The organism is Rathayibacter festucae DSM 15932 (assembly GCF_004011135.1).
In the GTDB taxonomy this organism is placed as follows: Bacteria; Actinomycetota; Actinomycetes; order Actinomycetales; family Microbacteriaceae; genus Rathayibacter; species Rathayibacter festucae.
Window position 1 is genome coordinate 1,787,238 of sequence record NZ_CP028137.1, and the last position, 22,605, is coordinate 1,809,842.

Sequence of the window (22,605 nt, forward strand, 5' to 3'; positions counted from 1 at the left end):
GCTGACGGCTTCAGCGGACAAGGGTCTCCTGGAGGTGTGCGGCTCGGCGGTCGATCTCGTCGGCGATCCCGTCCGGGCCGGCGCCGAGGACACTGCGCGATTCGCTCACGATCGTCGAGGCGGCCAGCGCTCCGAACAGCCGCGATGCGTCCGCGGTGTCGGCGCCCTGGTGGCCGAAGCCGGGCGCCAGCACCGGCAGTGCGGGGCGGAGCGGAGTGCCCGTGCCGATGCCGTAGTCGCCGAGCGCGACCGTGGCCCCGAGCACGACGCCGACCGAGCCGATCGACGAGCGCGCGTGTCCCGCGTTCCAGGATGCCACGTCGGCCAGCACCGCGTGCGCCACGGTCGAGCCGGCGGCCGGCCCGTCCTGCAGCAGCGCCCGCTGCACCGGCCGCGCCTCGGCGTTGGAGGTCGCGGCGAGGACGAAGACGCCCTTGCCCGACTCCTCGGCCAGCGCGAGCATGCCCTCGAGCGAGCCGACGCCCTGGTAGGCGGCGGCCGTCATCGCGTCGGCCTCGAGCGGCGAGCCCGGCCGGAGCCACGCCTCGGCGTAGGCCGTGACGCTCGTGCCGATGTCGCCGCGCTTCGCGTCCGCGATGACCAGCAGGCCCGCGGCGCGCGCGTCGGCGAGGACGCGCTCGAGCGCCGCGTAGCCCGCCGAGCCGTGCCGCTCGAAGAACGCGACCTGCGGCTTGACCAGGCCGACCCGGCCGACCGAGGCCTCGACGACCCGCCGGCCGAAGGACTCCAGGCCCGCCGCGCTGTCGTCCAGGCCCCACGCGTCGAGCAGGAACGCGTGCGGATCGATCCCGACGCAGAGCTGTCCGAACGCGTCGAATGCGGCCTCGAGCCGGGCGCCGAAGGACTCGGCGCCCGGCTGCGCGACGGCGTCCGTCACGCGGTGCGCTCCGCCCGGCGGATCGCGTAGTCCTGCAGGCTCGTCACCTCGAACGGCTCGGCGGCGGCGTCGAGCGAGGCGACGGCCGCGGCGAGCTGGGCGATGGTGGTGAACAGCGGCTTGTCCGCGGCGACCGCGGCGGCGCGGATCTCGTAGCCGTCGGCGCGCGAGGCGCCGCCGCTCGGCGTGTTGATCACCACGTCGACCTGGTCGCGGTTGACCAGCTCCACGATCGAGGGCGCGTCGTCGACGGCCTCCTCGCTGTACTTGCGCACCACGCGGGCCTGGATGCCGTTGCGGTTGAGCACCTCGGCGGTGCCCTCGGTGGCGAGGATCTCGAAGCCGAGCTGGCGCAGGCGCAGGGCCGGCAGCACGATCGAGCGCTTGTCGCGATCGGCGACCGAGATGAAGACGGTGCCGCTCGCGGGCATCCCGCCGTAGGCCGCCTCCTGGCTCTTCGCGAACGCCCGGGGGAAGTCGCGGTCGATGCCCATGACCTCGCCGGTCGAGCGCATCTCGGGGCCGAGCAGCGAGTCGACGATCTTGCCGTCCTTGGTGCGGAAGCGCTTGAACGGCAGGACCGCCTCCTTCACCGCGATCGGCGAGTCCATCGGCACGTCGGAGCCGTCGCGCTCGGGCAGCAGGCCCTCGGCCTTGAGCTCGGCGATGGTCTCGCCGACCATCAGGCGCGAGGCGGCCTTCGCGAGCGGGATGCCGAGCGCCTTCGAGACGAACGGCACGGTGCGCGAGGCGCGCGGGTTCGCCTCGAGGACGTAGAGCACGCCCTGGCCGATCGCGAACTGCACGTTGAGCAGGCCGCGGACGCCGACGCCCTCGGCGATGGCGAGGGTCGCCTCGCGGACCTTGTCGATCTGCTGGCGGCCGAGGGTGACCGGCGGCAGGGTGCAGGCCGAGTCGCCGGAGTGGATGCCGGCCTCCTCGATGTGCTCCATCACGCCGCCGATGTAGAGCTGCTCGCCGTCATAGAGCGCGTCGACGTCGATCTCGATCGCGTCGTCGAGGAAGCGGTCGACCAGCAGCGGGTGCGTCGCGTCGATGATCCCCTCGTCGGCCATCCGGGCGAAGTAGTCCTCGAGCTGCGGGGAGCCGTAGACGATCTCCATGCCGCGGCCGCCGAGGACGAACGACGGGCGGACGAGGACCGGGTAGCCGATCTCGACCGCGACCTCGAGGGCTCCCTCGAGATCGGTCGCCGTGCCGTTGCGCGGGGCGAGCAGGCCGGCCTCGTCGAGGATGCGGGAGAACGCGCCGCGCTCCTCCGCGAGGTCGATGTTGGCGGGGGTGGTGCCGAGGATCGGCACGCCCTCGGCCTCGAGGCCCGCGGCGAGGCCGAGCGCGGTCTGGCCGCCCAGCTGCACGACGACGCCGACCAGCTCGCCCGACTGCGACTCCGCGTGGATGACCTCGAGCACGTCCTCGAGCGTCAGCGGCTCGAAGTACAGGCGGTCGGAGGTGTCGTAGTCGGTCGAGACCGTCTCGGGGTTGCAGTTGATCATGATCGTCTCGAACCCGGCGGCCGAGAGCGCGAACGACGCGTGCACGCAGGAGTAGTCGAACTCGACGCCCTGGCCGATGCGGTTCGGACCCGAGCCGAGGATGACGACCTTGCGGCGATCGGCCGCGACGACCTCGGTCTCCTCGTCGTAGGAGGAGTAGTGGTACGGCGTGAGCGCGGGGAACTCGCCGGCGCAGGTGTCGACCGTCTTGTAGACCGGGCGGACGGCGAGGTCGTAGCGGGTGCGGCGCACCTCGGCCTCGTCGAGACCGCGCAGCTGCGCGATCTGCACGTCGGAGAAGCCGTGGTCCTTCGCCAGGCGCAGCACGCCGGCGTCGAGGCCGTCGTGCTCGCGCACCAGCTCGGCGATCTCGTTGATCAGCACGATCTGGTCGAGGAACCACGGGTCGATCTTGGTGGCCTCGAAGGCCTGCTCGACGCTCGCGCCGAGGCGCAGCGCCTGCTGCACCGTGACGATGCGGCCGTCGGTCGGGGTCTTCGCGATCTCGAGCAGCTCCTCGACCGAGCGCGGCTGGTCGCCCCAGTGGAAGGACGAGCCGCGCTTCTCCAGCGAGCGGAGCGCCTTCTGCAGCGCCTGCGCGTAGTTGCGGCCGATCGCCATCGCCTCGCCGACCGACTTCATGGTCGTGGTCAGCGTCTTGTCGGCGGCCGGGAACTTCTCGAAGGCGAAGCGCGGCACCTTGACCACGACGTAGTCGAGGGTCGGCTCGAAGCTGGCCGGCGTCACCTTGGTGATGTCGTTCGGGATCTCGTCGAGGCGGTAGCCGATCGCGAGCTTCGCGGCGATCTTGGCGATCGGGAAGCCGGTCGCCTTCGAGGCGAGTGCCGACGAGCGCGAGACGCGCGGGTTCATCTCGATCACGATGATCCGGCCGTCGGCGGGGTCGATCGCGAACTGGATGTTGCAGCCGCCGGTGTCCACGCCCACGTCGCGGATGATCCGGATGCCGATGTCGCGCAGCTTCTGGTACTCGCGGTCGGTCAGGGTCAGCGCCGGGGCGACCGTGATCGAGTCGCCGGTGTGCACGCCGACGGGGTCGACGTTCTCGATCGAGCAGACGACGACCGTGTTGTCGGCCGTGTCGCGCATCAGCTCGAGCTCGTACTCCTTCCAGCCGAGGATCGACTCCTCGAGGAGCACCTCGGTGGTGGGGCTCTGGTGCAGGCCGTCGCCGACCATCCGCACGAGCTCGTCGACGGAGTGCGCGAAGCCGGAGCCGAGGCCGCCCATGGTGAAGGAGGGGCGGATGACCAGCGGGTAGCCGAGGTCCTCGGCGAAGCCGATCGCCTCCTCGACGGTGTGCGCGATGTACGACTTGGCGACGTCGGCGCCCGCGTCGAGCACGAGCTGCTTGAAGATCTGGCGGTCCTCACCGCGGTTGATCGCCTCGAAGCTCGCGCCGATCAGCTCGACGTCGTACTTCTCCAGGATCCCGAGGTCGTGCAGCTGGATCGCGGCGTTGAGCGCGGTCTGGCCGCCGAGGGTCGGCAGGATCGCGTCGGGGCGCTCCTTGGCGATGATCGCCTCGATCGCCTTCGGGGTGATCGGCTCGACGTAGGTCGCGTCGGCGAAGTCCGGGTCGGTCATGATCGTCGCCGGGTTGGAGTTGACGAGGATGACGCGGACGCCCTCCTCGCGCAGCACGCGGCAGGCCTGGGTGCCCGAGTAGTCGAACTCGACCGCCTGGCCGATCACGATCGGGCCGGAGCCGATGACGAGGACGCTTCTGATGTCTTCCCTGCGGGGCATTACTTCTGCTCTCCGGTGGTCGAGGCGGTGGTGGTGGTCGAGGTGGTGGAGTCTGCGGTGGCGGGCTCGGCGCCGCCCTGCTCGGCCGTGCGCTGCACGACCATGGCGCGGAAGCGGTCGAAGAGGTGGTTCGAGTCGTGCGGGCCGGCCGCCGCCTCCGGGTGGTACTGGACCGAGAACGCGGGGATGTCGAGGCAGCGCAGCCCCTCGACGACCGAGTCGTTGAGGCTGTAGTGGCTGACCTCGACCCGGCCGAAGCCCTCGGGCGAGTCGAGCTCGCCGTCGATCGGCGCGTCGACCGCGAAGCCGTGGTTCTGCGAGGTGATCTCGACCCGGCCGGTCAGCTTGTCGAGCACCGGCTGGTTGATCCCGCGGTGGCCGAACGGCAGCTTGTAGGTGCCGAAGCCGAGCGCGCGGCCGAGCAGCTGGTTGCCGAAGCAGATGCCGAAGAACGGCAGGTCGGCGCGGAGCGTGGTGCGCAGCAGGTCGACGTGGCGGTCGGAGGCCTCCGGGTCGCCGGGTCCGTTGGAGAAGAACAGCGCCGAGGGGTCGAGCGCGAGCACCTGCTCGGCGGTCGTCGACTCGGGCAGGACGTGCACGTCGAAGCCGCGCTCGGAGAGGTAGTTGACCGTCGAGGTCTTCACGCCCAGGTCGATCACGGCGACCGAGCCGACGCGCTCGCCCTGCGCGGGCACGGTGTAGCGCTCCTCGGTGGAGACGGAGGAGGAGAGGTTCAGGCCCGCCATCTGCGCGCCGCCGAGCACCAGCGCGAGCTGCTCCTCCTCGGAGAGGGCGAGGTCGTCGCCGGAGAAGACGCCGGAGCGCATCGAGCCGAGCGAGCGGATGTGTCGGGTGATCGCGCGGGTGTCGACGCCGGAGATGCCGACGATGCCGTCCTTCTCCAGGTCGTCGTCGAGCGAGCGCTGCGAGCGGAAGTTCGAGACCACGCGGGAGGGGTCGCGGACGACGTAGCCGGCGACCCAGATGCGGCGCGACTCCTCGTCCTCGTCGTTCATCCCGGTATTGCCGATGTGCGGGGCGGTCTGCACGACGATCTGACCCGCGTAGGACGGGTCGGTCAGCGTCTCCTGGTAGCCGGTCATGCCGGTCGCGAAGACGATCTCACCGAGCGTGTGGCCGCGTGCGCCGTAGGCCTGACCCGAGAATCGTCGCCCGTCCTCGAGGACGAGGACGGCGGTGGGTTCGGTGCTGAGGCGTGTGGTTGGCACGGACTAGGAGCCCTTCTGGGTCGAGTCGGAGCCGCCGTCGGCGGTCCCGGGGTGGGAGGGGGAGGAATCGGGGCCGGCGAGCCGCTGGAGCTCGTCGACCAGGCGTCGTCGGAGCGCGGGGTCGGCGACGCGGAGGTAGCTGTCCACGACCTCCTCGCCGCGCGGCGACCAGGAGAGCACGAGCAGCCCGCCCTCCTCGACGGCGCGGTCGATGGCGTAGGAGCCCTCGCCGGCGCCGCGGAGGAGCGCCGCGGGGATCACGGTCTCGCGCTCGCCGACCGGGGCGATCACCACGCCGCGCTCGTGCAGGCGGAGCGTCGCCTTGCCGCGGAAGCCGAGGCCCGGCAGCACCACGCGCTCGAGCGGCTGCTCGAAGCGGGTGGTCGCGACGTAGGGCAGCTCGACCGCCTCGCGCTCGGCGCCCAGCGACGCGGCGGGCACGGCCTCGGGAGCGAGCGCGGCCGAGCGGCGCCGGCGCGCTCGCCAGGACAGCGCCATGCCGATGAAGACGAGGGCGACGGCCGCGGCGATGACGATCGCGATGGCGGTCCTATCCACGGGCGCCCCTCGCTGCCGCGGCGACGGTCGCCGCGTCGACGAGCTCGCCGTCGAGGACGGTCGGGACGCCGCGGTGCAGGGTCGCGACGACGCGACCCGGCAGCTCCCGGCCGAGGTACGGCGAGTTGGTGCTGCGCCCGCGCAGGTCGCCGGTGGAGAAGCGGCGGCGGACCTCGGGGTCGTAGAGGACGACGTTGGCCGCGGCGCCGACGGCGAGGCCGTGCTGGTAGCCGTCGAGCCGGCCGATCCGCGCGGGGGCGGAGGAGAGCACGCGGGCGACGTCGGACCAGCTCAGCCGGCCGTCCTCGACGACCGCGGCGTGCACGACGCTCAGGGCGCTCTCGAGGCCGACCATGCCGAAGGCGGCGGCGTCCCACTCGCAGTCCTTCGCCTCGACCGGGTGCGGGGCGTGGTCGGTGGCGACGATGTCGATGGTGCCGTCGGCGAGGGCCTCGCGGAGGGCGAGCACGTCCTCATCGCGGCGCAGCGGCGGGTTGACCTTGTAGCGGGCGTCGTAGCCGGCCGCGCCGTCCTGGCCCGCGATCAGCTGCTCGGAGAGCAGCAGGTGGTGCGGGGTGACCTCGGCCGTCACGTCGATGCCGCGGGCCTTGGCCCAGCGGATCACGTCGACGGAGCCGGCGGTCGAGACGTGGCAGACGTGCAGGCGCGAGCCGACGTGCTCGGCCAGCAGCACGTCGCGGGCGATGATCGCCTCCTCCGCCACGGCCGGCCAGCCCTGCAGCCCGAGGGCGCTGGAGACGGCGCCCTCGTTCATCTGCGCGCCGACGGTGAGCCGCGGCTCCTGCGCGTGCTGGGCGACGACGCCGTCGAAGGCCTTCACGTACTCGAGCGCGCGGCGCATCAGCAGCGCGTCCGAGACGCACTTGCCGTCGTCCGAGAAGACGCGCACTGCGGCACGGCTGCGGGCCATCGCACCGAGCTCGGCGAGCGACTCCCCCGCGAGGCCGACGGTGACGGCGCCGATCGGGCGGACAGTGGCGTAGCCCGCGTCCTCGCCGAGGCTCTGCACCTGCTCGACGACGCCGGCCGTGTCCTGCACCGGCGAGGTGTTCGCCATCGCGAAGACCGCGGTGAAGCCGCCCGCCGCGGCGGCGCGCGTGCCGGTCAGCACGGTCTCGCTCTGCTCGAAGCCGGGCTCGCGGAGGTGGGTGTGCAGGTCGACGAGACCCGGCAGTGCCAGGAGCCCGTCGGCGTCGATCACGCGCGCGCCGCTCGAGTCGACGTCGGTGCCGATCTCGACGATCGTCCCGCCGTCGATCAGGACGTCGGCCGTCGTCTCGTCGGCGAGCGTCGCTCCCGAGAGGAGGATCCTCTTACCGGTCATCACAGGACCTCCCTTTCACCGGACAGCAGCAGGTACAGCGCCGCCATCCGCACGGACACCCCGTTCGCGACCTGCTCGAGCACCGTGGAGCGGCTCGAATCGGCGGCGGCCGAGGAGATCTCGACGCCCCTGTTCATGGGTCCGGGGTGCATCACGATGGTATCCGGGCCGAGGCGGGCGAGCCGCTCGTCGTCCAGGCCCCAGATCCGCGCGTACTCGCGGCCGTTGGGGAAGAACCCGCTCGACATCCGCTCGAGCTGGATGCGCAGCAGCATCACCACGTCGGGCAGCCCGGAGTCGATCGCGTCGTCGAGGTCGAAGCGGATCGTGGCAGGCCAGTCGAGGGTGTCGACGGGGACGAGCGTGGGCGGTGCGACGAGGGTGACCTCCGCGCCGAGCGCGGTCAGCAGCCAGACGTTCGAGCGGGCGACCCGCGAGTGCAGGATGTCGCCGACGATCGTGACGGCGACGCCGTCGAGGCTCTTGCCGCGGGAGGCGGCGGCGCCGTGCAACCGGCGGCGGATGGTGAAGGCGTCGAGCAGTGCCTGGGTGGGGTGCTCGTGCGTGCCGTCGCCGGCGTTGAGGATGGCGGCGTCGATCCAGCCGCTGGCCGCGAGCACCGCCGGGGCGCCGGAGGCGTGGTGGCGGATGACGACGCCGTCCGCGCCCATCGCCGCGAGGGTCTGCGCGGTGTCCTTGAGGCTCTCGCCCTTCGAGACGCTGGAGCCCTTGGCGCTGAAGTTGATGACGTCGGCCGAGAGCCGCTTCGCCGCGGCCTCGAACGAGATACGGGTGCGGGTGGAGTCCTCGAAGAAGAGGTTGACCACGGTCTTGCCGCGCAGGGTCGGCAGCTTCTTGACCTCGCGGTTCTGCACGTCCGACATGTCCTCGGCGATGTCGAGGAGGCCGATCGCGGTGGCGCGGTCGAGGTCGCGGGTGGAGAGCAGGTGCCTCATCGGGTGCCTCCGTCCGGTGCGGACTCGATCGCGACGAGGTCCTCGCCGTCGGTCTCGACCAGGCGGACGTTGATCCGCTCGCTGAGGCTGCTGGGGAGGTTCTTGCCGACGAAGTCCGCGCGGATCGGCAGCTCGCGGTGTCCGCGGTCGACCAGGGCGGCGAGGCGGACGGCGCGGGGGCGGCCGATGTCGCTGAGCGCGTCGAGGGCCGCGCGGATGGTGCGGCCGGAGAAGAGCACGTCGTCGACCAGGACGACGGTGCGGCCGTCGATGCTCGCCGGGACGGCGGTGCGCGCGGGCGTCCGCGTCGGGTGGTGGGCGAGGTCGTCGCGGTACATCGTCACGTCGAGCGAGCCGGAGAACACCGGGTCGGCCCCGGGCTCGATCCTGGCGATCGTGTCGGCGATCCGCCGCGCGAGCGCGACTCCGCGGGTCGGGATCCCGAGGATCACCAGCGACTCCGCGCCGCGATTCGACTCGAGGATCTCGTGAGCGATGCGCGTGAGAGCGCGCGTGATGTCAGCGCTGCTGAGCACGATTCGTGCCGTCACACCGACCTCCTTCCCCGTCTCTCCGGACGGCCTTAAAGGAAATGCCTCCCCGAGTATAGGGGTCCGTCTACTCCCGCCCGGCGACGGCGGATCTCGATACGCCCGCTCCGCGGGCTGCTCGATCGGCATGCGAAAAGGACGCACCGCAAGCGGCCGACTCCGCATGCTGCGAAGCATGCTGGTCGAGTAGCCGTCCGCAGGACGGCGTATCGAGACCCACCGTTGTCGGAACGCCGGTCTGCAGCCGCACCTTCCGACGGTGGTGGATCTCGATACGCCCGCTCCGCGGGCTACTCGATCAACATGAAAGGGGGCCGCCATGGCGGCCGCTCCCTTGCTCATCGAGCAGCCGTCCGCAGAACGGCTTCCTTGCTGGTCGAGCAGCCGTCCGCGGAACGGCTTCCTTGCTGGTCGAGTAGCCGTCCGCAGGACGGCGTATCGAGACCCGCGGGCGTCAGGCCGTCGCGTGCGACTCGGCGACGGAGGCGAGCAGGCCGTTGATGAAGCCGGCCGAGTCGTCGGTCGAGAGCAGGGTCGCCGCCTCGACGGCCTCGGAGATCGCGACGCCGTCCGGGACCGCGTCGTTGTGCAGGATCTCCCAGACCCCGATGCGGAGGATCGCGCGGTCGACCAACGGCATGCGCGAGAGCGTCCAGCCCTTCGCGAGCTGCGCGATCAGCGCGTCGATCTCGTCGGCGTTGTCGATGACGCCGTCGACGATCTCGCGTGCGTACAGCCAGGAGGCCTCACGCGCCGGCTCGTTGGCCGCGCGCTCCGCCTCGGAGCGCAGCGACTCCGAGAAGGAGATCTGCCGCACGTCGGCGTTGTAGATGATGTCGAGGGCGCGCTTGCGCGCCTTCGTCCGAGCGCTCACAGAAGACCCGGCTCAGCTGACGCGGCCGAGGTAGTCGCCCGTGCGGGTGTCGACCTTGACCTTGGTGCCCTGCTCGAGGAAGAGCGGGACCTGGATCTGGTAGCCGGTCTCGACGGTCGCGGGCTTGGTGCCGCCGGTCGAGCGGTCGCCCTGCAGGCCGGGCTCGGTGTAGGTGATCTCCAGCACGACGGAGGCGGGGAGCTCGACGTAGAGCGGATCGCCGTCGTGCAGCGCGAGGGTGAGGTTCTGGTTCTCGAGCATGAAGTTCGCGGCGTCGCCGACGACGGCCTCGGGGACCGTGATCTGGTCGTAGTCCGAGGTGTCCATGAAGACGAAGTCCGCGCCGTCGCGGTAGAGGTACTGGAAGTCGCGACGGTCGACGTTGGCCGTGTCGATCTTGGCGCCGGCGTTGAAGGTCTTGTCGACGACCTTGCCCGTCAGCACGTTCTTCATCTTGGTGCGCACGAACGCGCCGCCCTTGCCCGGCTTCACGTGCTGGAAGTCGATGACGTTCCAGAGCTGACCGTCGATGCTGAGGACGGTGCCGTTCTTGATGTCGGTGGTAGAGGCCATGCGAAGGGGGATCCGTTTCGTGGAAGTCTGCTGATCGGCCGATCCGGCCAACCCATCGAGTGTAGTCGGTCCGGCCCGCGAGCGGCCGGGCCGCCTCCCCCGGGCGGACGATGCGGGCACGGAGGCACCCGGAGCAGACTGGAGGGACGCCCACGACCGAGGAGGTCGCATGACCCTCAGCACCGCTCACTCCGGGATCGTCTCCGCGGCGGCCCGCTCGGACTTCTTCGCACCGACGCTCCCGGGCCAGAACATCGTTCCGCCGTGGTTCGCGGTCGTCTTCGCGATCGTGCCGATCGTCATCGTCGCGGTGATCGTCCTGATCATCGTGCTGATCGTCCGCAACACCCGCCGGGCGAAGCAGCTCGGCATGGACCCGACCACGATGCAGACGGACATGGCCGCCCGCTACCTCCGCCACGGCGTCGGCCCGGCGGGCTCCTCGCTCACCGATCGCCTGGCCGAGCTCGACCGGCTGCGCGCCGCCGGAACGATCAGCGCCGAGGAGCACGCCCGCGCCCGCGAGGCCGCTCTCACCGGCGACCGCGGGCCGGACGACCGGCGGGGCTGACCCCGCCAGGTGCCGCTACGCGCCGATCTCCTGGTACGCCGCGAACAGCAGCGACGTCTCCGGTCCCTGCAGGATGCTCGGCCGCGCCAGGTCGTCGAGCACCACGAAGCGGAGCATGCCCGCGCGCGACTTCTTGTCGCGCTGCATCGCGGCCAGCAGCGTCTCCCAGCGGCCGAGCGGGTAGCTCGTCGGCAGCGTCAGCGACTCGAGGACGCTGCGCTGGCGATCCACGACGGCGTCGCTGAGCGAGCCGGTGAGCCGGGACAGCTCCGCCGCGAACATCATCCCGACCGAGACCGCCGCACCGTGCCGCCACTGGTAGCGCTCGGCGTGCTCGACGGCGTGGCCCAGGGTGTGCCCGTAGTTCAGGATCTCGCGCAGACCCTTCTCGGTGAAGTCCTCACTCACGACGCGCGCCTTGATGCCGATCGACAGCTCGACCAGGCTGCGGAACTCCTCCGACGTCGGGTCGGTCGCGAGGTCCACGTCCGACTCGATGATGTCGAGGATCCGCGGCTCGGCGATCATGCCGTACTTCACGATCTCGCCGAAGCCGGCCAGGATCTCGTTGCGCGGCAGGCTCGTCAGCACGTCGAGGTCCGCGACGACGGCGCGCGGCGCGTGGAAGGCGCCGACGAGGTTCTTGCCCTCGGCCGTGTTGATGCCGGTCTTGCCGCCGACGGCCGCGTCGACCATGCCGAGCACCGTGGTCGGCACCTGCACGAGGTCGACCCCGCGGAGCCAGGTCGCGGCGACGAAGCCGGCCAGGTCGGTGATCGCACCGCCGCCGAAGCCGACGACCGCGTCGGTCCGAGTGAAGTCGGACTGACCCATCACCTGCCAGCAGAAGGCGGCGACCTCGACGCGCTTGGCGGCCTCGGCGTCGGGCACCTCGGCGAGCAGCACCTCGTAGCGGTCGAGCAGGCTCTCCCGGATCTCGGCGGCGAGGACCGCGAGGGTCGGCGGGTGCACGATCAGCACCTTGGCCGCTCGCGGGCCGATCGCGTCGGCGAGGCCGTCGAGGAGGCCGCGGCCGACCGTGATGTCGTAGCCGTTCTCTCCGGTGACGGTGAGGGCGGTGGCGCCGTCGTTCATGCTCTTCTTCCGGTCGGGCGGCCGGTGGGGGCCGCCGGTTCTGTGGTGCTGGTGGATTCGGTGGTGCCGGTGGACCCGGTGGTGCCGGCAGCGGGCTCGCCGACGGCCGCCTCGCGCTCGCGCACCCAGGCGGTCACCTCGGCGGCCAGGGTCGTGATCGGGCGGCGCGAGGAGTCGACGACGGTGTCGGCGAGCGACTCGTAGACCGCGCGTCGCGACTCGTAGATGCGCGTCCAGTCCGCGACGCCGCCGCGCACCAGCGGGCGGCCGGAGCCGAGCCGGTCGCGCACGGCCTCGGCGGTCGTGGTCAGCAGCACGACGGGGACGCCGGCCAGGTCGGCGCGCGTGCCCTCGTCGAGCACCGCTCCCCCGCCCAGGCTCAGCACCACGGCGCGCCGGACGGCCTGCTCGATGACGCGGCGCTCCTCCACGCGGAAGGAGGCCTCGCCGTGGAGGTCGAAGTACGCGGCGATCGGTCCGTGACGGCGCACGAACTCGGCGTCGGAGTCGACGAACTCGGCCGCGAGGGCCTTCGCGACCCGCTTGCCGATCGTCGTCTTGCCGGCCCCCATCGGGCCGATCAGGACGACGCGGGCGCGGGCCGCGCCGGTATCGTGACCCGCCATCAGCGGGCCCGACCAGGTAGGTGCTCGGGCATCAGACGAGACCGAGCGCCGGATCGCTGGCGGCGAGGGTGCGCAGCTCCTCCGGGATCGCGTCGAGGTAGCCCTGCAGATTGCGGCGGGTCTCGGTGACGCTGTCGCCGCCGAACTTCTCCAGCACGGCGTTCGCGAGCACCAGGGCGACCATCGCCTCCGCGACGACACCCGAGGCGGGCACCGCGCAGACGTCGGAGCGCTGGTGGTGCGCGCCCGCGGCCTCGCCGGTCGAGACGTCGACGGTGCGCAGCGCGTGCGGGACGGTGGCGATCGGCTTCATGCCGGCGCGGACCCGCAGGACGGTGCCCGTGCTCATGCCGCCCTCGGTGCCGCCGGCGCGATCGCTCGAGCGGCCGATGCCGCCCTCGGCGACGAAGAGCTCGTCGTGCGCCTCGGAGCCACGGCGGGTGGTGGTCAGGAAGCCGTCGCCGACCTCGACGCCCTTGATCGCCTGGATGCCCATCAGCGCGGCGGCCAGCTGCGCGTCGAGCCGGCGGTCCCAGTGCACGTAGGAGCCGAGTCCCGGCGGTAGGTCGTAGGCGAGGACCTCGACGACGCCGCCGAGGGTGTCGCCGTCGTCGTGCGCGCGGTCGACCTCGGCCATCATCAGGGCGCTGGTCGCCGCGTCGTGGCAGCGCAGCGGATCGGCGTCCAGCGCGTCGACGTCGGCGGGGGTCGGCAGGGCCGAGCCCTCCGGCACGCGGACCGGGCCGATCGCGAGGGTGTGGCTGACGAGGGTGATGCCGAGCTCGCCGAGGAAGCGGCGGGCGACGGCGCCGAGCGCGACGCGCGCGGCCGTCTCGCGGGCCGAGGCGCGCTCGAGGACGTTGCGCGACTCCTCGAAGCCGTACTTCTGCATGCCGACCAGGTCGGCGTGGCCCGGGCGCGGGCGGGTGAGCGCGGCGCCGCGGCCCTTGGGCAGCGTCTCGGGATCGCGCGGCTCGGCCGCCATCACGTCGACCCAGCGCGCCCACTCGGTGTTGCCGATGCGCAGCGCGATCGGGCCGCCCGTCGTGCCGCCGTGGCGGATGCCGGACGAGACGCTCAGCTCGTCCTGCTCGAACTTCATCCGGGCGCCGCGACCGTAGCCGAGCTTGCGCCGGGCGAGGTCGGCGCGGACGTCGTCGAGGGAGACGGGGACACCCGCCGGCAGTCCTTCGAGGACGGCGACGAGTTCGGGGCCGTGGGATTCCCCGGCCGTGAGCCAACGGAGCATCCTCCGATTCTCGCACACGCGCCCGACCGCGCTCGCGCCCGGCGGCCCGCGGAGTCAGGCGGTGGAGTCCACCGGGAGAGTCGCGCGCATCGCCGCGAGCACGGCGTCCTCGTCCGGCAGCGGCACGGCCGGGTCGCCGCCGACGAACACCCGCACCTGCAGCAGCGCCTGGTGCAGGAGCATCCCCAGCCCCGACACGACGGGCGAGCCGGCCGCGCCCCAGCGCAGCGCGAGCGGGCTCGGCCAGGGCGAGTAGGCCACGTCGAAGAGCGTCGAGGCCGCGACCACCGCGTCCGGCACGGCCAGCTCGGCGGAGGCGCCGCCCGGCAGCGTCGAGACGAGCAGCGGCGCCGCGTCCGTGCCGTCCCAGTCCGAGAACGGGCGGACGTCGAGGGCGACGCCGACCGCCTCCGCGATCGCGGCGAGCGGGGCGGCCTTCTGCGGCGAGCGGAGTGTGACCGTCACCCGCGCCGCGCCCAGCTCGGCCGCCGCGGCGAGGGCGGAGGCGGCGGTCGCCCCTCCCCCGAGGATCTCGACGCGCTCGGCCGAGTGCACGCCCGCCTCGCCGAGCGCCCGGACGATCCCGGCCACGTCGGTGTTGAAGCCGCGCAGGCGGGGTGCGCCGGCGGAGCGGTCGAGCAACACCGTGTTGACGGCGCCGGTCGCCCGCGCGACCAGGTCCTCCTCGTCGAGCAGCGGCCGGACCGCGTGCTTGAGCGGCATCGTCAGCGACAGGCCGTGCCAGAGCGCGACCGGATCGCCGACGACCGCGGCGAGCGTCGCCTCCGTCGCCTCGACCGCCGTGTAGCTCCAGTCGAGCCCGAGCACCCGGTAGGCCGCACCGTGCAGCTCGGGCGAGCGCGAGTGCGCGATCGGCGAGCCGAGGACCGCCAGCCGGCACCCGCCCGGCGCCGGCTCCGCGGTCACTGGTACTCCGGGTGGTCCCGCATCCACGCCTGCCACTGCGCCACCGCGGCGTTGTGCTCCGCATCGGTGGTCGAGTACACCGTCTCGCCGGTCTCGAGGTTCACCGTGACGAAGTAGAGCCAGGTGCCGTCCGCGGGCTGCAGCACCGCCTGGATGGCGACGTCGCCCGGGTTCGAGATCGGCGCGGGCGGCAGGCCGTCGCGCTGGTAGGTGTTGTAGATGTTGTTCGCGTCGTTGCGCTCCGCGTCGGTCGTGGTCACCCGGTCGGTCGCCCCGGTGCCGTAGGCGACGGTCGCGTCCGACTGCAGGCGCCAGCCTTGGTCGAGGCGGTTCTGGAACACCCGTGCGACCTTCGGGAAGTCGTCCGCGACGCGGGCCTCGCGCTGCACGAGCGAGGCGAAGACGACGGTCCGGTAGCGGTTCTCGACCGGCACGCCCGCCGCGTCGAGCGACTGGTACATCCGGTTCACGAGCGTCTGCAGGATGTCGTGCGCCGACGTGCCCGGGTCGATGTCGTAGGTCGCCGGGAACAGGAAGCCCTCGAGGCTGGTCGCCTCGGCGGGGAGCCCGTAGGAGCCCCAGTCGGCAGCCGCGGCCTCGAGGTCGGCGAGGGCGACGCCCGAGCCGTCCGCGATCAGCGGCAGCGCGCCCTTGAGCGAGGTGCCCTCCGGAATGACGAAGGTGTTGGCGAGCCGGGTCGAGTCGGAGTCGAGCAGCGCAGAGAGCGCCGCCTTCGCGCTCATCTCCGCCTTCAGCGAGTAGGCACCGGGCTGGAAGACGGGCTCGGGGTTCTCCGCGAGGAGCAGCTCGTAGAACGGCGTGTAGGACTTGATGACGCCGTCCGCGACGAGGTTCTCGGCGATGGTGCTGCCGCCGTCGCCCTGGTGGATGGTGAAGACCACCTCGCTGGTGCCGGTGCCGGTGAAGTCGGTCGGCACCGGCTCCGCGAACAGCGCGCGGACGGGCTCGACGAAGATCGTCACCGCGATCGCGACCAGGGCCACGAAGACGCCGAAGGCGAGGAGCCCGCCGATCAGCCCGCGACGGCTGCGTCGGGGCCTGTTCTCGCGCTTCGCGCGGCGGCGGCGGGTGGAGGGGGCGGCGTCGGGGTGCGCGGCGGCGACGGCTTCTCCGCGGTCGCGCGGGGCGCCGACCTCGGGGCCGGCGAACAGGTGGTCGATCGAGTCGGGCGCCGTCGGCTCCGTCTCAGAAGCGGGGTGCTGCTCCGGGTCGTGCGGGAGCTGACTCTGCTGATCGGCCTCCGCGGCGCGGGCGGCGCGGCGGCTCGGGGGGACGTCGGTCACGGCTGGGTCGTCCTTCGTTCGGTTCGAGCGCGGATCCGGCGGGGGTACCGGACGAGCGCTCGGAATCGATGGCGTGCTGCAGGATCACCACGGCGGCGACCTGGTCGATCACGGCGCGGGAGCCGCGGGTGCTGCGTCCCGAGCGGTGCAGCGCGCTCTGGGCGCTCACCGTCGAGAGCCGCTCGTCCACGAGCCGCACCGGGGCGGTCGGGACGGCGGAGGCGAGGCGCGCCGCGAAGGCGCGGGCGTCGTCCGTCGAGGCCGTCTCGGCGCCCGACAGCGACAGCGGGAGGCCGACGACGATCGCCGACGCGCCGAACTCGGCGGCGAGGGCCGCGATCCGGGCGACGTCGGCGCCGTCCGGCGCCTCCGCGACGCGCGCGACGGTCTCCACCGGCACGGCGAGGAGGCCGTCGGCGTCGCAGCGCGCGACACCGATGCGGGAGCGGCCCACATCGATGCCGAGCCGGACGCCGAACCTCTCCATCTAGCGCGTCGCCTCCTCGACGACGGCGTCGAGCGCCGCGCCGATGGCGGACACGTCCGAGCCGCCGCCCTGGGCGAGGTCGTCCTTGCCGCCTCCGCCGCCGCCGAGGACGCCGGCCGCGCGACGGGCGAGCACGCCCGCCTTCCGGCCGAGCTCGCGGGCGGCGGGGGTGGTCGCCACGATCACGGCGGGCTTGCCGGCGACGTCGGCCGCGAGGGCGACGACCGCCGCGTCCTGGCCGAGGCGCTCGCGCACCGAGAGGACGAGCGAGCGCAGCTCGTCGCCCGAGCCGGCCGTGCCGACGTTCTCGGCGACGATCGTCACGCCGTTGATCGAGCGCTTCGTGGCGGCGATCGCGGGGACCCGCTCGGCGAGGGCGCGGGCCTCGAAGGTCGCGATCCGCTTCTCGGCGGCCTTGAGGCTCGCGACGAGCTCGGCGATCCGGTCGGGCAGCTGCTCGCGCGGGGTCTTGAGCGAGGACGAGATGGTGCTGACCAGGGCGCGCTCGGCGACGAGCTCGCTCAGCGCCTCGCGGCCGACGAGCGACTCGACGCGGCGGTTGGTCGAGCCGACCGAGGACTCGCTGATCAGGCTGATCAGCCCGACCTCCGCGGAGGTGCCGACGTGGGTGCCGGCGCACAGCTCGCGCGACCAGGGGCCGCCGATGTCGACGACGCGGACGACCTCGCCGTACTTCTCGCCGAAGAGCGCCATCGCGCCGAGCGCCTTGGCCTCGTCGAGCGGGAGCTCGCGGGTGACGACCTCGAGGTTGTCGCGGATCGCGCCGTTGGCGATGTCCTCGATCTCGCTGCGGGTCTCGAGCGAGAGCGCCTGGTTCCAGGAGAAGTCGAGGCGCAGGTAGCCGGCCTTGTTGAAGGAGCCGGACTGGTGCGCCTGCGGGCCGAGGACCTGGCGCAGCGCCGCGTGGATGAGGTGGGTGCCGGAGTGCGCCTGCCGCGCGCCACGGCGCCAGTCGCGGTCGACGACGGAGGTGGCGGCGTCGCCGACCCCGACCTCGCCGCTCGCGACCTGGACCTTGTGGCTGATCAGGCCCTTGACGGGCTTCTGCACGTCGAGGACCTCGAGGTCGAAGCCGTTGCCGACGATGCGGCCGGCGTCGGCCTCCTGGCCGCCCGACTCCGCGTACAGCGAGGTCGCCTCGAGGATCACCTCGGCGATGTCGCCGGCGACCGCCTTCTGGACCGCGTGGCCGCCGACGATGAGGCCGAGGATCCGGGACTCCGTGTCGAGGACGTCGTAGCCGGTGAAGAGCGTCTCGCCCTTGGCGCGGAAGTCGGCGTAGACCGAGAGGTCGGCCAGGGCGTTCTTCTTCGACTTCGCGTCGGCCTTCGCGCGGGTGCGCTGCGCCGTCATCAGCGAGTCGAACGCCTCGCGGTCGACGCTGAGCCCCGACTCCTCGGCGATCTCGAGCGTGAGGTCGATCGGGAAGCCGAACGTGTCGTGCAGGAGGAAGGCGGTGTCGCCGGGCAGGGTCGCCGCCTCGGCCTTCTTGGTCTTCAGCACCGCGAGGTCGAGGATCTCGGTGCCGGCCGCGAGCGTGCGCAGGAACGCCTCCTCCTCGCCGTACGCGCTGGTCGAAAGGCGCTCGAACTCGGTGGAGACCTCGGGGTAGGCCGAGGCCATCGCGTCGCGCGAGGCGGTGAACAGCTCGGGGAACGTCGCGGTGTCGACGCCGAGCAGGCGCATCGCCCGCACGGTGCGGCGCATCAGGCGGCGCAGGATGTAGCCGCGGCCCTCGTTGGACGGCGTCACGCCGTCGGAGAGCAGCATCAGCGAGGAGCGGACGTGGTCGGCGATGACGCGCATCCGCACGTCGTCCTCGTGCACGGCGCCGTAGCGGCGGCCGGACAGCTCGGCGGCGCGGTCGAGCACCGGGCGCACCTGGTCGATCTCGTACATGTTCTCGACGCCCTGCTTGAGGAACGCGACGCGCTCGAGTCCCATGCCGGTGTCGATGTTCTTGCTCGGCAGCTCGCCGAGGATGTCGAAGTCGACCTTGCTCGTGCCCTGCCCGCGCAGGTACTGCATGAAGACGAGGTTCCAGATCTCGACGTAGCGGTCGTCGTCGGTGGCGGGGCCGCCGTCGACGCCGTAGGCGGGACCGCGGTCGAAGAAGATCTCGGAGCAGGGCCCGGCGGGGCCGGGCTGGCCGGTGGACCAGTAGTTGGTGTCCTTGTCGAGGCGCTGGATCCGCTCGTCGGGCAGGCCGGCGATCTTCTTCCAGAGCGCGATGGCCTCGTCGTCGTCCTTGTAGACGGTGACCCAGAGGTCCTTCTCGTCGAAGCCGAGGTTGCCGTCGCTCTCACTGCCGGTGAGGAGCTCCCAGGCGTAGCCGATGGCCCCCTCCTTGAAGTAGTCGCCGAAGGAGAAGTTGCCGTTCATCTGGAAGAACGTGCCGTGGCGAGGGGTCTTGCCGACCTCCTCGATGTCGTTCGTGCGGATGCACTTCTGCACGCTCGTCGCGCGGTCGAACGGCGCGGGGACGACCCCGGTGAGGTAGGGCACGAAGGGCACCATGCCGGCGACGGTGAAGAGGAGGCTCGGGTCGTCGCTGACGAGGGAGGCGGAGGGGACCACGGTGTGCCCGCGGCTTCCGAAGAAGTCGAGCCAGCGGTTGCGGATGTCTGCGGTCTGCATGGGTTCCGTTACGTTTCGGTCGACCGGGTCGACGCGGGTGTCTGTCGGGTGGTGCGGTTCCAGCGGGTGGTGCGGGTCTGTCGGGTGCGCCGGGACGGGCAGGGCCTCAGCCCTCGCCGATGGCGGCCTTGAGCTCGGCCTCGCGCTGGTGGTAGCCCTCGGAGACGGCGTCGCCGAGCTCCTTCGCCGTGCGGTTGAGGTCCTCGAAGAGACGGGCACCCGCCTCGGTGCGCGCGACCTGGTGCGCGACCGCGAATCCGAGACCGATCCCGATGACGATCAGCACGATGTTCTTCACAGCGATTCCTCCCACAGCGTTTCCTGCTCACGGCAGCCGGCCTGAGGGCGCGACGACCCCCTCGATTGTAGGGCGCGGGCAGGGGGCTACCTGGAGGACGACCTGCGGGTGCGCCGAGAGCGGCGCGCGGCGCCGCGTCCGACCGCGGCACCCGCCTTGTCGGCGGTGCGGCCGGCGACGAGGACGGCGCGGACTCCGGCGGTGAAGCCGGCGAGCTTGATCAGCGGTCCGCCGATCGTCGCGGCGGTCAGGGCGACGAGCGCGTTGACGTTGCCGGTGACCTCGGCCACGTCCTTCGTGATGGTGTCGACGCGGGCCAGCTGCTGGTTCGCCTCGCGCAGCGTCGACGCCGACTCGTCGAGGATCGGGGTCAGGCCGTCGCTGGCCTGCTTGATGGCCTCGCTCGTGCTGTCGAAGACCCGACCGAGCTTCCAGAGCGGGATCGCGGCGACCGCGACCAGGATCGCGAACACCCCCGCGGCGATGAGCCCTGCGATGTCTCCACCGGACACGATGACCTCCGTTTCGGCGCCGCCGGATGCGGCACCCCAGCCTACCGACGGCGCGGAGCCGCCCCGGCTTCCCCGGCTCGGCGACACCTCCGGCACGCGAAACCACCCCCGGCACGCCGGAACACCCGGAATCCGCGAGCCGGAGCTCGGATCGCGAGCCGGACCGGCGCGGCCGCACGGCGGCGGCCATGCGCCGAACGGGTCCGGGAACGAGGAAAGGCCCCGGCAGGAGCCGGGGCCTTTCCAAGGGGGTGCGCTGACTAGCGGGCCGCGTAGTACTCGACGACGAGCTGGACTTCGCAGGTCACGGGGACCTCGGCGCGCTTCGGGCGGCGCAGGAGCGTCGCCTGGAGCTTGTCGATCTCGACCTCGAGGTAGCCCGGGGTCTTGGGGAGGACGTCGACGTGTCCGCCGGCGGCCGCGACCTGGAAGGGCTCGGTGCCCTCGGAGCGGGTCTTGACGTGGATGACCTGGCCCGGCTTCACGCGGAAGGAGGGACGGTCGACCGTCTGGCCGTCCACCATGATGTGGCGGTGGGTGACGAACTGGCGGGCCTGCGCCGTGGTGCGGGCGAAGCCCGAGCGCAGGACCAGGGCGTCGAGACGCATCTCGAGGAGCTCGACCAGGTTCTCACCGGTCAGGCCCTGGGTGCGGCGCGCCTCCTGGAAGGCGATGCGCAGCTGCTTCTCGCGGATGCCGTACTGGGCTCGCAGACGCTGCTTCTCCCGCAGGCGGACCGCGTAGTCGGAGTCGGCCTTGCGCTTCGAGCGGCCGTGCTCACCGGGAGCGTAGGGACGCTTCTCGAGGTAGCGGGCGGCCTTCGGGGTCAGGGGGATGCCGAGGGCGCGCGAGAGGCGCGTCTTCGAACGGGTACGTGAGGTGGTCGACACTGTGGTCCTTCCATGGTCTGAGAGGTTCGGTCGCAGTCCTCGTCCGCCGGCTCCGGGAGGAGGGCGGGCGCCGAGGTCGTGTCCCCCCGCGGGTGCGGGAGGCAGGGTGACCGCGGTGGCGGACTGCGCGATTCAGAGGGATGCGCTGCTCCGCTCGGCTACAGAGCGGTGGGCAACCTCGCAAGACTACCAGGCGCGGGAGCCCGCGTCACGCGCGGTTCCGGGTCCGCCGTCCCGGACCGTCAGCCGCGGCCTCGGATGATCCGGAGCAGCTTCGCCAGCCGGGCCGACACGTCGCGCTCGTTGCCGTGCTCGGTCGGCGCGTAGTAGCGCGCGCCGCGGAGCTCGTCCGGCAGGTACTGCTGCTCGAGGACGCCGAGCTCGGCGTCGTGCGGGTAGCGGTAGCCCTTGCCGTGGCCGAGCCGCTTGGCACCGGGGTAGTGCGCGTCGCGCAGGTGCGGCGGCACGCGGCCCGCCTTGCCCGCACGGACGTCGGCGATCGCCCTGTCGATGGCCGTGTAGGAGGCGTTCGACTTGGGCGCGGTGGCCAGGTGGACGACGGCCTGCGCGAGCGGGATGCGCCCCTCCGGCATGCCGATGAACTGGACGGCGTCGGCCGCGGCGATCGCGACGACGAGCGCCTGCGGGTCGGCCATCCCGATGTCCTCGGAGGCCGAGACGATGATCCGGCGGGCGATGAAGCGCGGGTCCTCCCCCGCCTCGATCATCCGGGCCAGGTAGTGCAGCGCCGCGTCCACGTCCGAGCCGCGGATCGACTTGATGAACGCGCTGATGACGTCGTAGTGCTCGTCGCCGTTGCGGTCGTAGCGCAGCAGCGCGCGGTCGACGGCCCGGGCGACCACCTCGACCGTGATCAGCGGGAGCTCGGGCTCCTCGACGACGGCGGCCTCGGCGGGGTCGCCCTCGTCGTCGCCCTCGTCGTCGTCCTCCTCGTCGCTCTCGCCCGCAGTCGCCCGCGCGACGCGGTCCGCCTCCCGCGCCTCCGATCTCGCGGAGGTGGCGGCGGCCTCGAGCGCCGTGAGCGCGCGTCGGGCGTCTCCGGAGGCCAGCCGGACGATGCTCGCGCGGGCCTCGTCGTCGAGCCGCACCGAGTCGCGGAGCCCGCGCTCGTCGTGCAGGGCCCGGTCGACGAGCAGCCCGAGGTCCTCGTCGTCGAGGGTGTTCAGCGTGAGCAGCAGGGAGCGCGAGAGCAGCGGGGCGATCACCGAGAAGGACGGGTTCTCGGTCGTCGCCGCGATGAGGATCACCCAGCCGTTCTCGACGCCGGGCAGCAGCGCGTCCTGCTGCGCTTTGGTGAAGCGGTGGATCTCGTCGAGGAAGAGGACGGTCGACGTGCCGTAGAGGTCGCGGGTGGAGAGCGCCTCCTCCATCACCTGGCGGACGTCCTTCACGCCGGCCGTGACGGCGGAGAGCTCGACGAAGCGCCGGCCGCTGGAGTGCGCGACGGCCTGGGCGAGCGTCGTCTTGCCGGTGCCCGGCGGGCCCCAGAGGATGACGGAGACGGCGCCGCGCTCCCCCGTGGTGTCGGCCGCGAGGGCCACCAGCGGCGAACCGGGCGTCAGCAGGTGCCGCTGTCCCGCGACCTCCTCGAGGCTCCGGGGACGCATGCGCACGGCGAGCGGGGTCGCCCCGGAGCGGAGTCCGGCCTGCTGCATCGTCATCGCACCAGCGTAACGACGGCCTCCGACAGTCGGCC

21 protein-coding genes are annotated in these 22,605 nt (G+C 72.4%); 1 reads left to right on the forward strand and 20 read right to left on the reverse strand.

Annotation, left to right across the window (positions count from 1 at the left end; genetic code table 11):
- Positions 1 to 10 precede the first annotated feature (10 nt).
- The 9 genes from pyrF to efp form a co-directional block, all read right to left on the reverse strand.
- A complete protein-coding gene (pyrF, locus tag C1I64_RS08355) occupies positions 11 to 898 on the reverse strand; it encodes an orotidine-5'-phosphate decarboxylase (RefSeq protein WP_127886901.1) in 888 nt (295 codons plus the stop codon).
- Positions 895 to 4,185: a carbamoyl-phosphate synthase large subunit gene (gene carB, locus C1I64_RS08360; RefSeq protein WP_127886902.1), complete on the reverse strand. Its 3,291-nt coding sequence runs from the start codon at positions 4,183 to 4,185 to the stop codon at positions 895 to 897. The genes pyrF and carB overlap by 4 nt, the downstream gene beginning before the upstream one ends.
- Positions 4,185 to 5,414, reverse strand: coding sequence for a glutamine-hydrolyzing carbamoyl-phosphate synthase small subunit (gene carA / locus C1I64_RS08365; RefSeq protein WP_127886903.1), 1,230 nt, complete (start codon positions 5,412 to 5,414; stop codon positions 4,185 to 4,187). The genes carB and carA overlap by 1 nt, the downstream gene beginning before the upstream one ends.
- A gap of 3 nt (positions 5,415 to 5,417) precedes the next feature.
- Entirely contained in the window at positions 5,418 to 5,972 is a 555-nt protein-coding gene (locus tag C1I64_RS08370; protein WP_127886904.1) for a PH-like domain-containing protein, read from the reverse strand.
- Positions 5,965 to 7,317 (reverse strand): dihydroorotase, encoded by a 1,353-nt coding sequence (locus tag C1I64_RS08375; protein WP_127886905.1) that lies wholly within the window; start codon positions 7,315 to 7,317, stop codon positions 5,965 to 5,967. Before C1I64_RS08375 ends, C1I64_RS08370 begins: the two co-directional genes overlap by 8 nt.
- A complete protein-coding gene (locus tag C1I64_RS08380) occupies positions 7,317 to 8,273 on the reverse strand; it encodes an aspartate carbamoyltransferase catalytic subunit (protein WP_123704396.1) in 957 nt (318 codons plus the stop codon). The genes C1I64_RS08375 and C1I64_RS08380 overlap by 1 nt, the downstream gene beginning before the upstream one ends.
- The gene (gene pyrR / locus C1I64_RS08385) at positions 8,270 to 8,824 is read right to left on the reverse strand and encodes a bifunctional pyr operon transcriptional regulator/uracil phosphoribosyltransferase PyrR (protein WP_123446218.1); all 555 of its coding nucleotides are present in this window, start codon (positions 8,822 to 8,824) and stop codon (positions 8,270 to 8,272) included. Before pyrR ends, C1I64_RS08380 begins: the two co-directional genes overlap by 4 nt.
- Positions 8,825 to 9,278: 454 nt before the next feature.
- A complete protein-coding gene (nusB, locus tag C1I64_RS08390; RefSeq protein ID WP_123446217.1) occupies positions 9,279 to 9,698 on the reverse strand; it encodes a transcription antitermination factor NusB in 420 nt (139 codons plus the stop codon).
- 12 nt (positions 9,699 to 9,710) lie between these two features.
- Positions 9,711 to 10,271, reverse strand: a complete 561-nt coding sequence (gene efp / locus C1I64_RS08395) for an elongation factor P (RefSeq protein ID WP_123446216.1) — start codon at positions 10,269 to 10,271, stop codon at positions 9,711 to 9,713.
- Positions 10,272 to 10,440: 169 nt separating this feature from the next.
- On the opposite strand from efp, the gene C1I64_RS08400 reads away from it, so the two are divergent.
- On the forward strand, positions 10,441 to 10,842 hold the full coding sequence (locus tag C1I64_RS08400) for an SHOCT domain-containing protein (RefSeq protein WP_127886906.1): 402 nt from the start codon (positions 10,441 to 10,443) through the stop codon (positions 10,840 to 10,842).
- A gap of 15 nt (positions 10,843 to 10,857) precedes the next feature.
- On the opposite strand, the gene aroB is transcribed toward C1I64_RS08400, so the two are convergent.
- The 11 genes from aroB to C1I64_RS08455 form a co-directional block, all read right to left on the reverse strand.
- Positions 10,858 to 11,937 (reverse strand): 3-dehydroquinate synthase, encoded by a 1,080-nt coding sequence (gene aroB, locus C1I64_RS08405; RefSeq protein ID WP_123446214.1) that lies wholly within the window; start codon positions 11,935 to 11,937, stop codon positions 10,858 to 10,860.
- Entirely contained in the window at positions 11,934 to 12,563 is a 630-nt protein-coding gene (locus C1I64_RS08410; RefSeq protein ID WP_127886907.1) for a shikimate kinase, read from the reverse strand. The genes aroB and C1I64_RS08410 overlap by 4 nt, the downstream gene beginning before the upstream one ends.
- A gap of 31 nt (positions 12,564 to 12,594) precedes the next feature.
- On the reverse strand, positions 12,595 to 13,812 hold the full coding sequence (aroC, locus tag C1I64_RS08415) for a chorismate synthase (RefSeq protein WP_127886908.1): 1,218 nt from the start codon (positions 13,810 to 13,812) through the stop codon (positions 12,595 to 12,597).
- Between the two features lie 54 nt (positions 13,813 to 13,866).
- A complete protein-coding gene (locus C1I64_RS08420) occupies positions 13,867 to 14,739 on the reverse strand; it encodes a shikimate dehydrogenase (RefSeq protein ID WP_127886909.1) in 873 nt (290 codons plus the stop codon).
- Positions 14,736 to 16,043 carry an endolytic transglycosylase MltG gene (gene mltG, locus C1I64_RS08425; protein WP_244209427.1) on the reverse strand — a complete coding sequence of 436 codons (1,308 nt, stop codon included), beginning with the start codon at positions 16,041 to 16,043 and terminating at the stop codon, positions 14,736 to 14,738. The genes C1I64_RS08420 and mltG overlap by 4 nt, the downstream gene beginning before the upstream one ends.
- Entirely contained in the window at positions 15,946 to 16,530 is a 585-nt protein-coding gene (gene ruvX, locus C1I64_RS08430; protein WP_123704408.1) for a Holliday junction resolvase RuvX, read from the reverse strand. The genes mltG and ruvX overlap by 98 nt, the downstream gene beginning before the upstream one ends.
- On the reverse strand, positions 16,531 to 19,188 hold the full coding sequence (alaS, locus tag C1I64_RS08435) for an alanine--tRNA ligase (RefSeq protein WP_127886910.1): 2,658 nt from the start codon (positions 19,186 to 19,188) through the stop codon (positions 16,531 to 16,533). It abuts the gene before it with no gap.
- A 106-nt stretch (positions 19,189 to 19,294) separates the two neighbouring features.
- On the reverse strand, positions 19,295 to 19,486 hold the full coding sequence (locus C1I64_RS08440) for a hypothetical protein (protein WP_123446208.1): 192 nt from the start codon (positions 19,484 to 19,486) through the stop codon (positions 19,295 to 19,297).
- 86 nt (positions 19,487 to 19,572) lie between these two features.
- Complete coding sequence (locus C1I64_RS08445; RefSeq protein WP_123446207.1) at positions 19,573 to 19,998, reverse strand: DUF948 domain-containing protein; 426 nt, start codon at positions 19,996 to 19,998, stop codon at positions 19,573 to 19,575.
- A gap of 260 nt (positions 19,999 to 20,258) precedes the next feature.
- Complete coding sequence (gene rpsD / locus C1I64_RS08450) at positions 20,259 to 20,888, reverse strand: 30S ribosomal protein S4 (RefSeq protein WP_123446206.1); 630 nt, start codon at positions 20,886 to 20,888, stop codon at positions 20,259 to 20,261.
- Between the two features lie 242 nt (positions 20,889 to 21,130).
- Positions 21,131 to 22,570, reverse strand: a complete 1,440-nt coding sequence (locus C1I64_RS08455) for a replication-associated recombination protein A (protein ID WP_127886911.1) — start codon at positions 22,568 to 22,570, stop codon at positions 21,131 to 21,133.
- Positions 22,571 to 22,605 lie beyond the last annotated feature (35 nt).

Coding starts and splice junctions, on each gene's coding strand:
- alaS (WP_127886910.1), bottom strand. CDS start 19,188: ATGCAGACCGCAGACATCCGCAACCGCTGGCTCGACTTCTTCGGAAGC.
- C1I64_RS08375 (WP_127886905.1), bottom strand. CDS start 7,317: ATGACCGGTAAGAGGATCCTCCTCTCGGGAGCGACGCTCGCCGACGAG.
- C1I64_RS08400 (WP_127886906.1), top strand. CDS start 10,441: ATGACCCTCAGCACCGCTCACTCCGGGATCGTCTCCGCGGCGGCCCGC.
- carB (WP_127886902.1), bottom strand. CDS start 4,185: ATGCCCCGCAGGGAAGACATCAGAAGCGTCCTCGTCATCGGCTCCGGC.
- C1I64_RS08410 (WP_127886907.1), bottom strand. CDS start 12,563: ATGGCGGGTCACGATACCGGCGCGGCCCGCGCCCGCGTCGTCCTGATC.
- efp (WP_123446216.1), bottom strand. CDS start 10,271: ATGGCCTCTACCACCGACATCAAGAACGGCACCGTCCTCAGCATCGAC.
- ruvX (WP_123704408.1), bottom strand. CDS start 16,530: ATGGAGAGGTTCGGCGTCCGGCTCGGCATCGATGTGGGCCGCTCCCGC.
- C1I64_RS08380 (WP_123704396.1), bottom strand. CDS start 8,273: ATGAGGCACCTGCTCTCCACCCGCGACCTCGACCGCGCCACCGCGATC.
- aroC (WP_127886908.1), bottom strand. CDS start 13,812: ATGCTCCGTTGGCTCACGGCCGGGGAATCCCACGGCCCCGAACTCGTC.
- aroB (WP_123446214.1), bottom strand. CDS start 11,937: ATGAACGACGGCGCCACCGCCCTCACCGTCACCGGAGAGAACGGCTAC.
- C1I64_RS08455 (WP_127886911.1), bottom strand. CDS start 22,570: ATGACGATGCAGCAGGCCGGACTCCGCTCCGGGGCGACCCCGCTCGCC.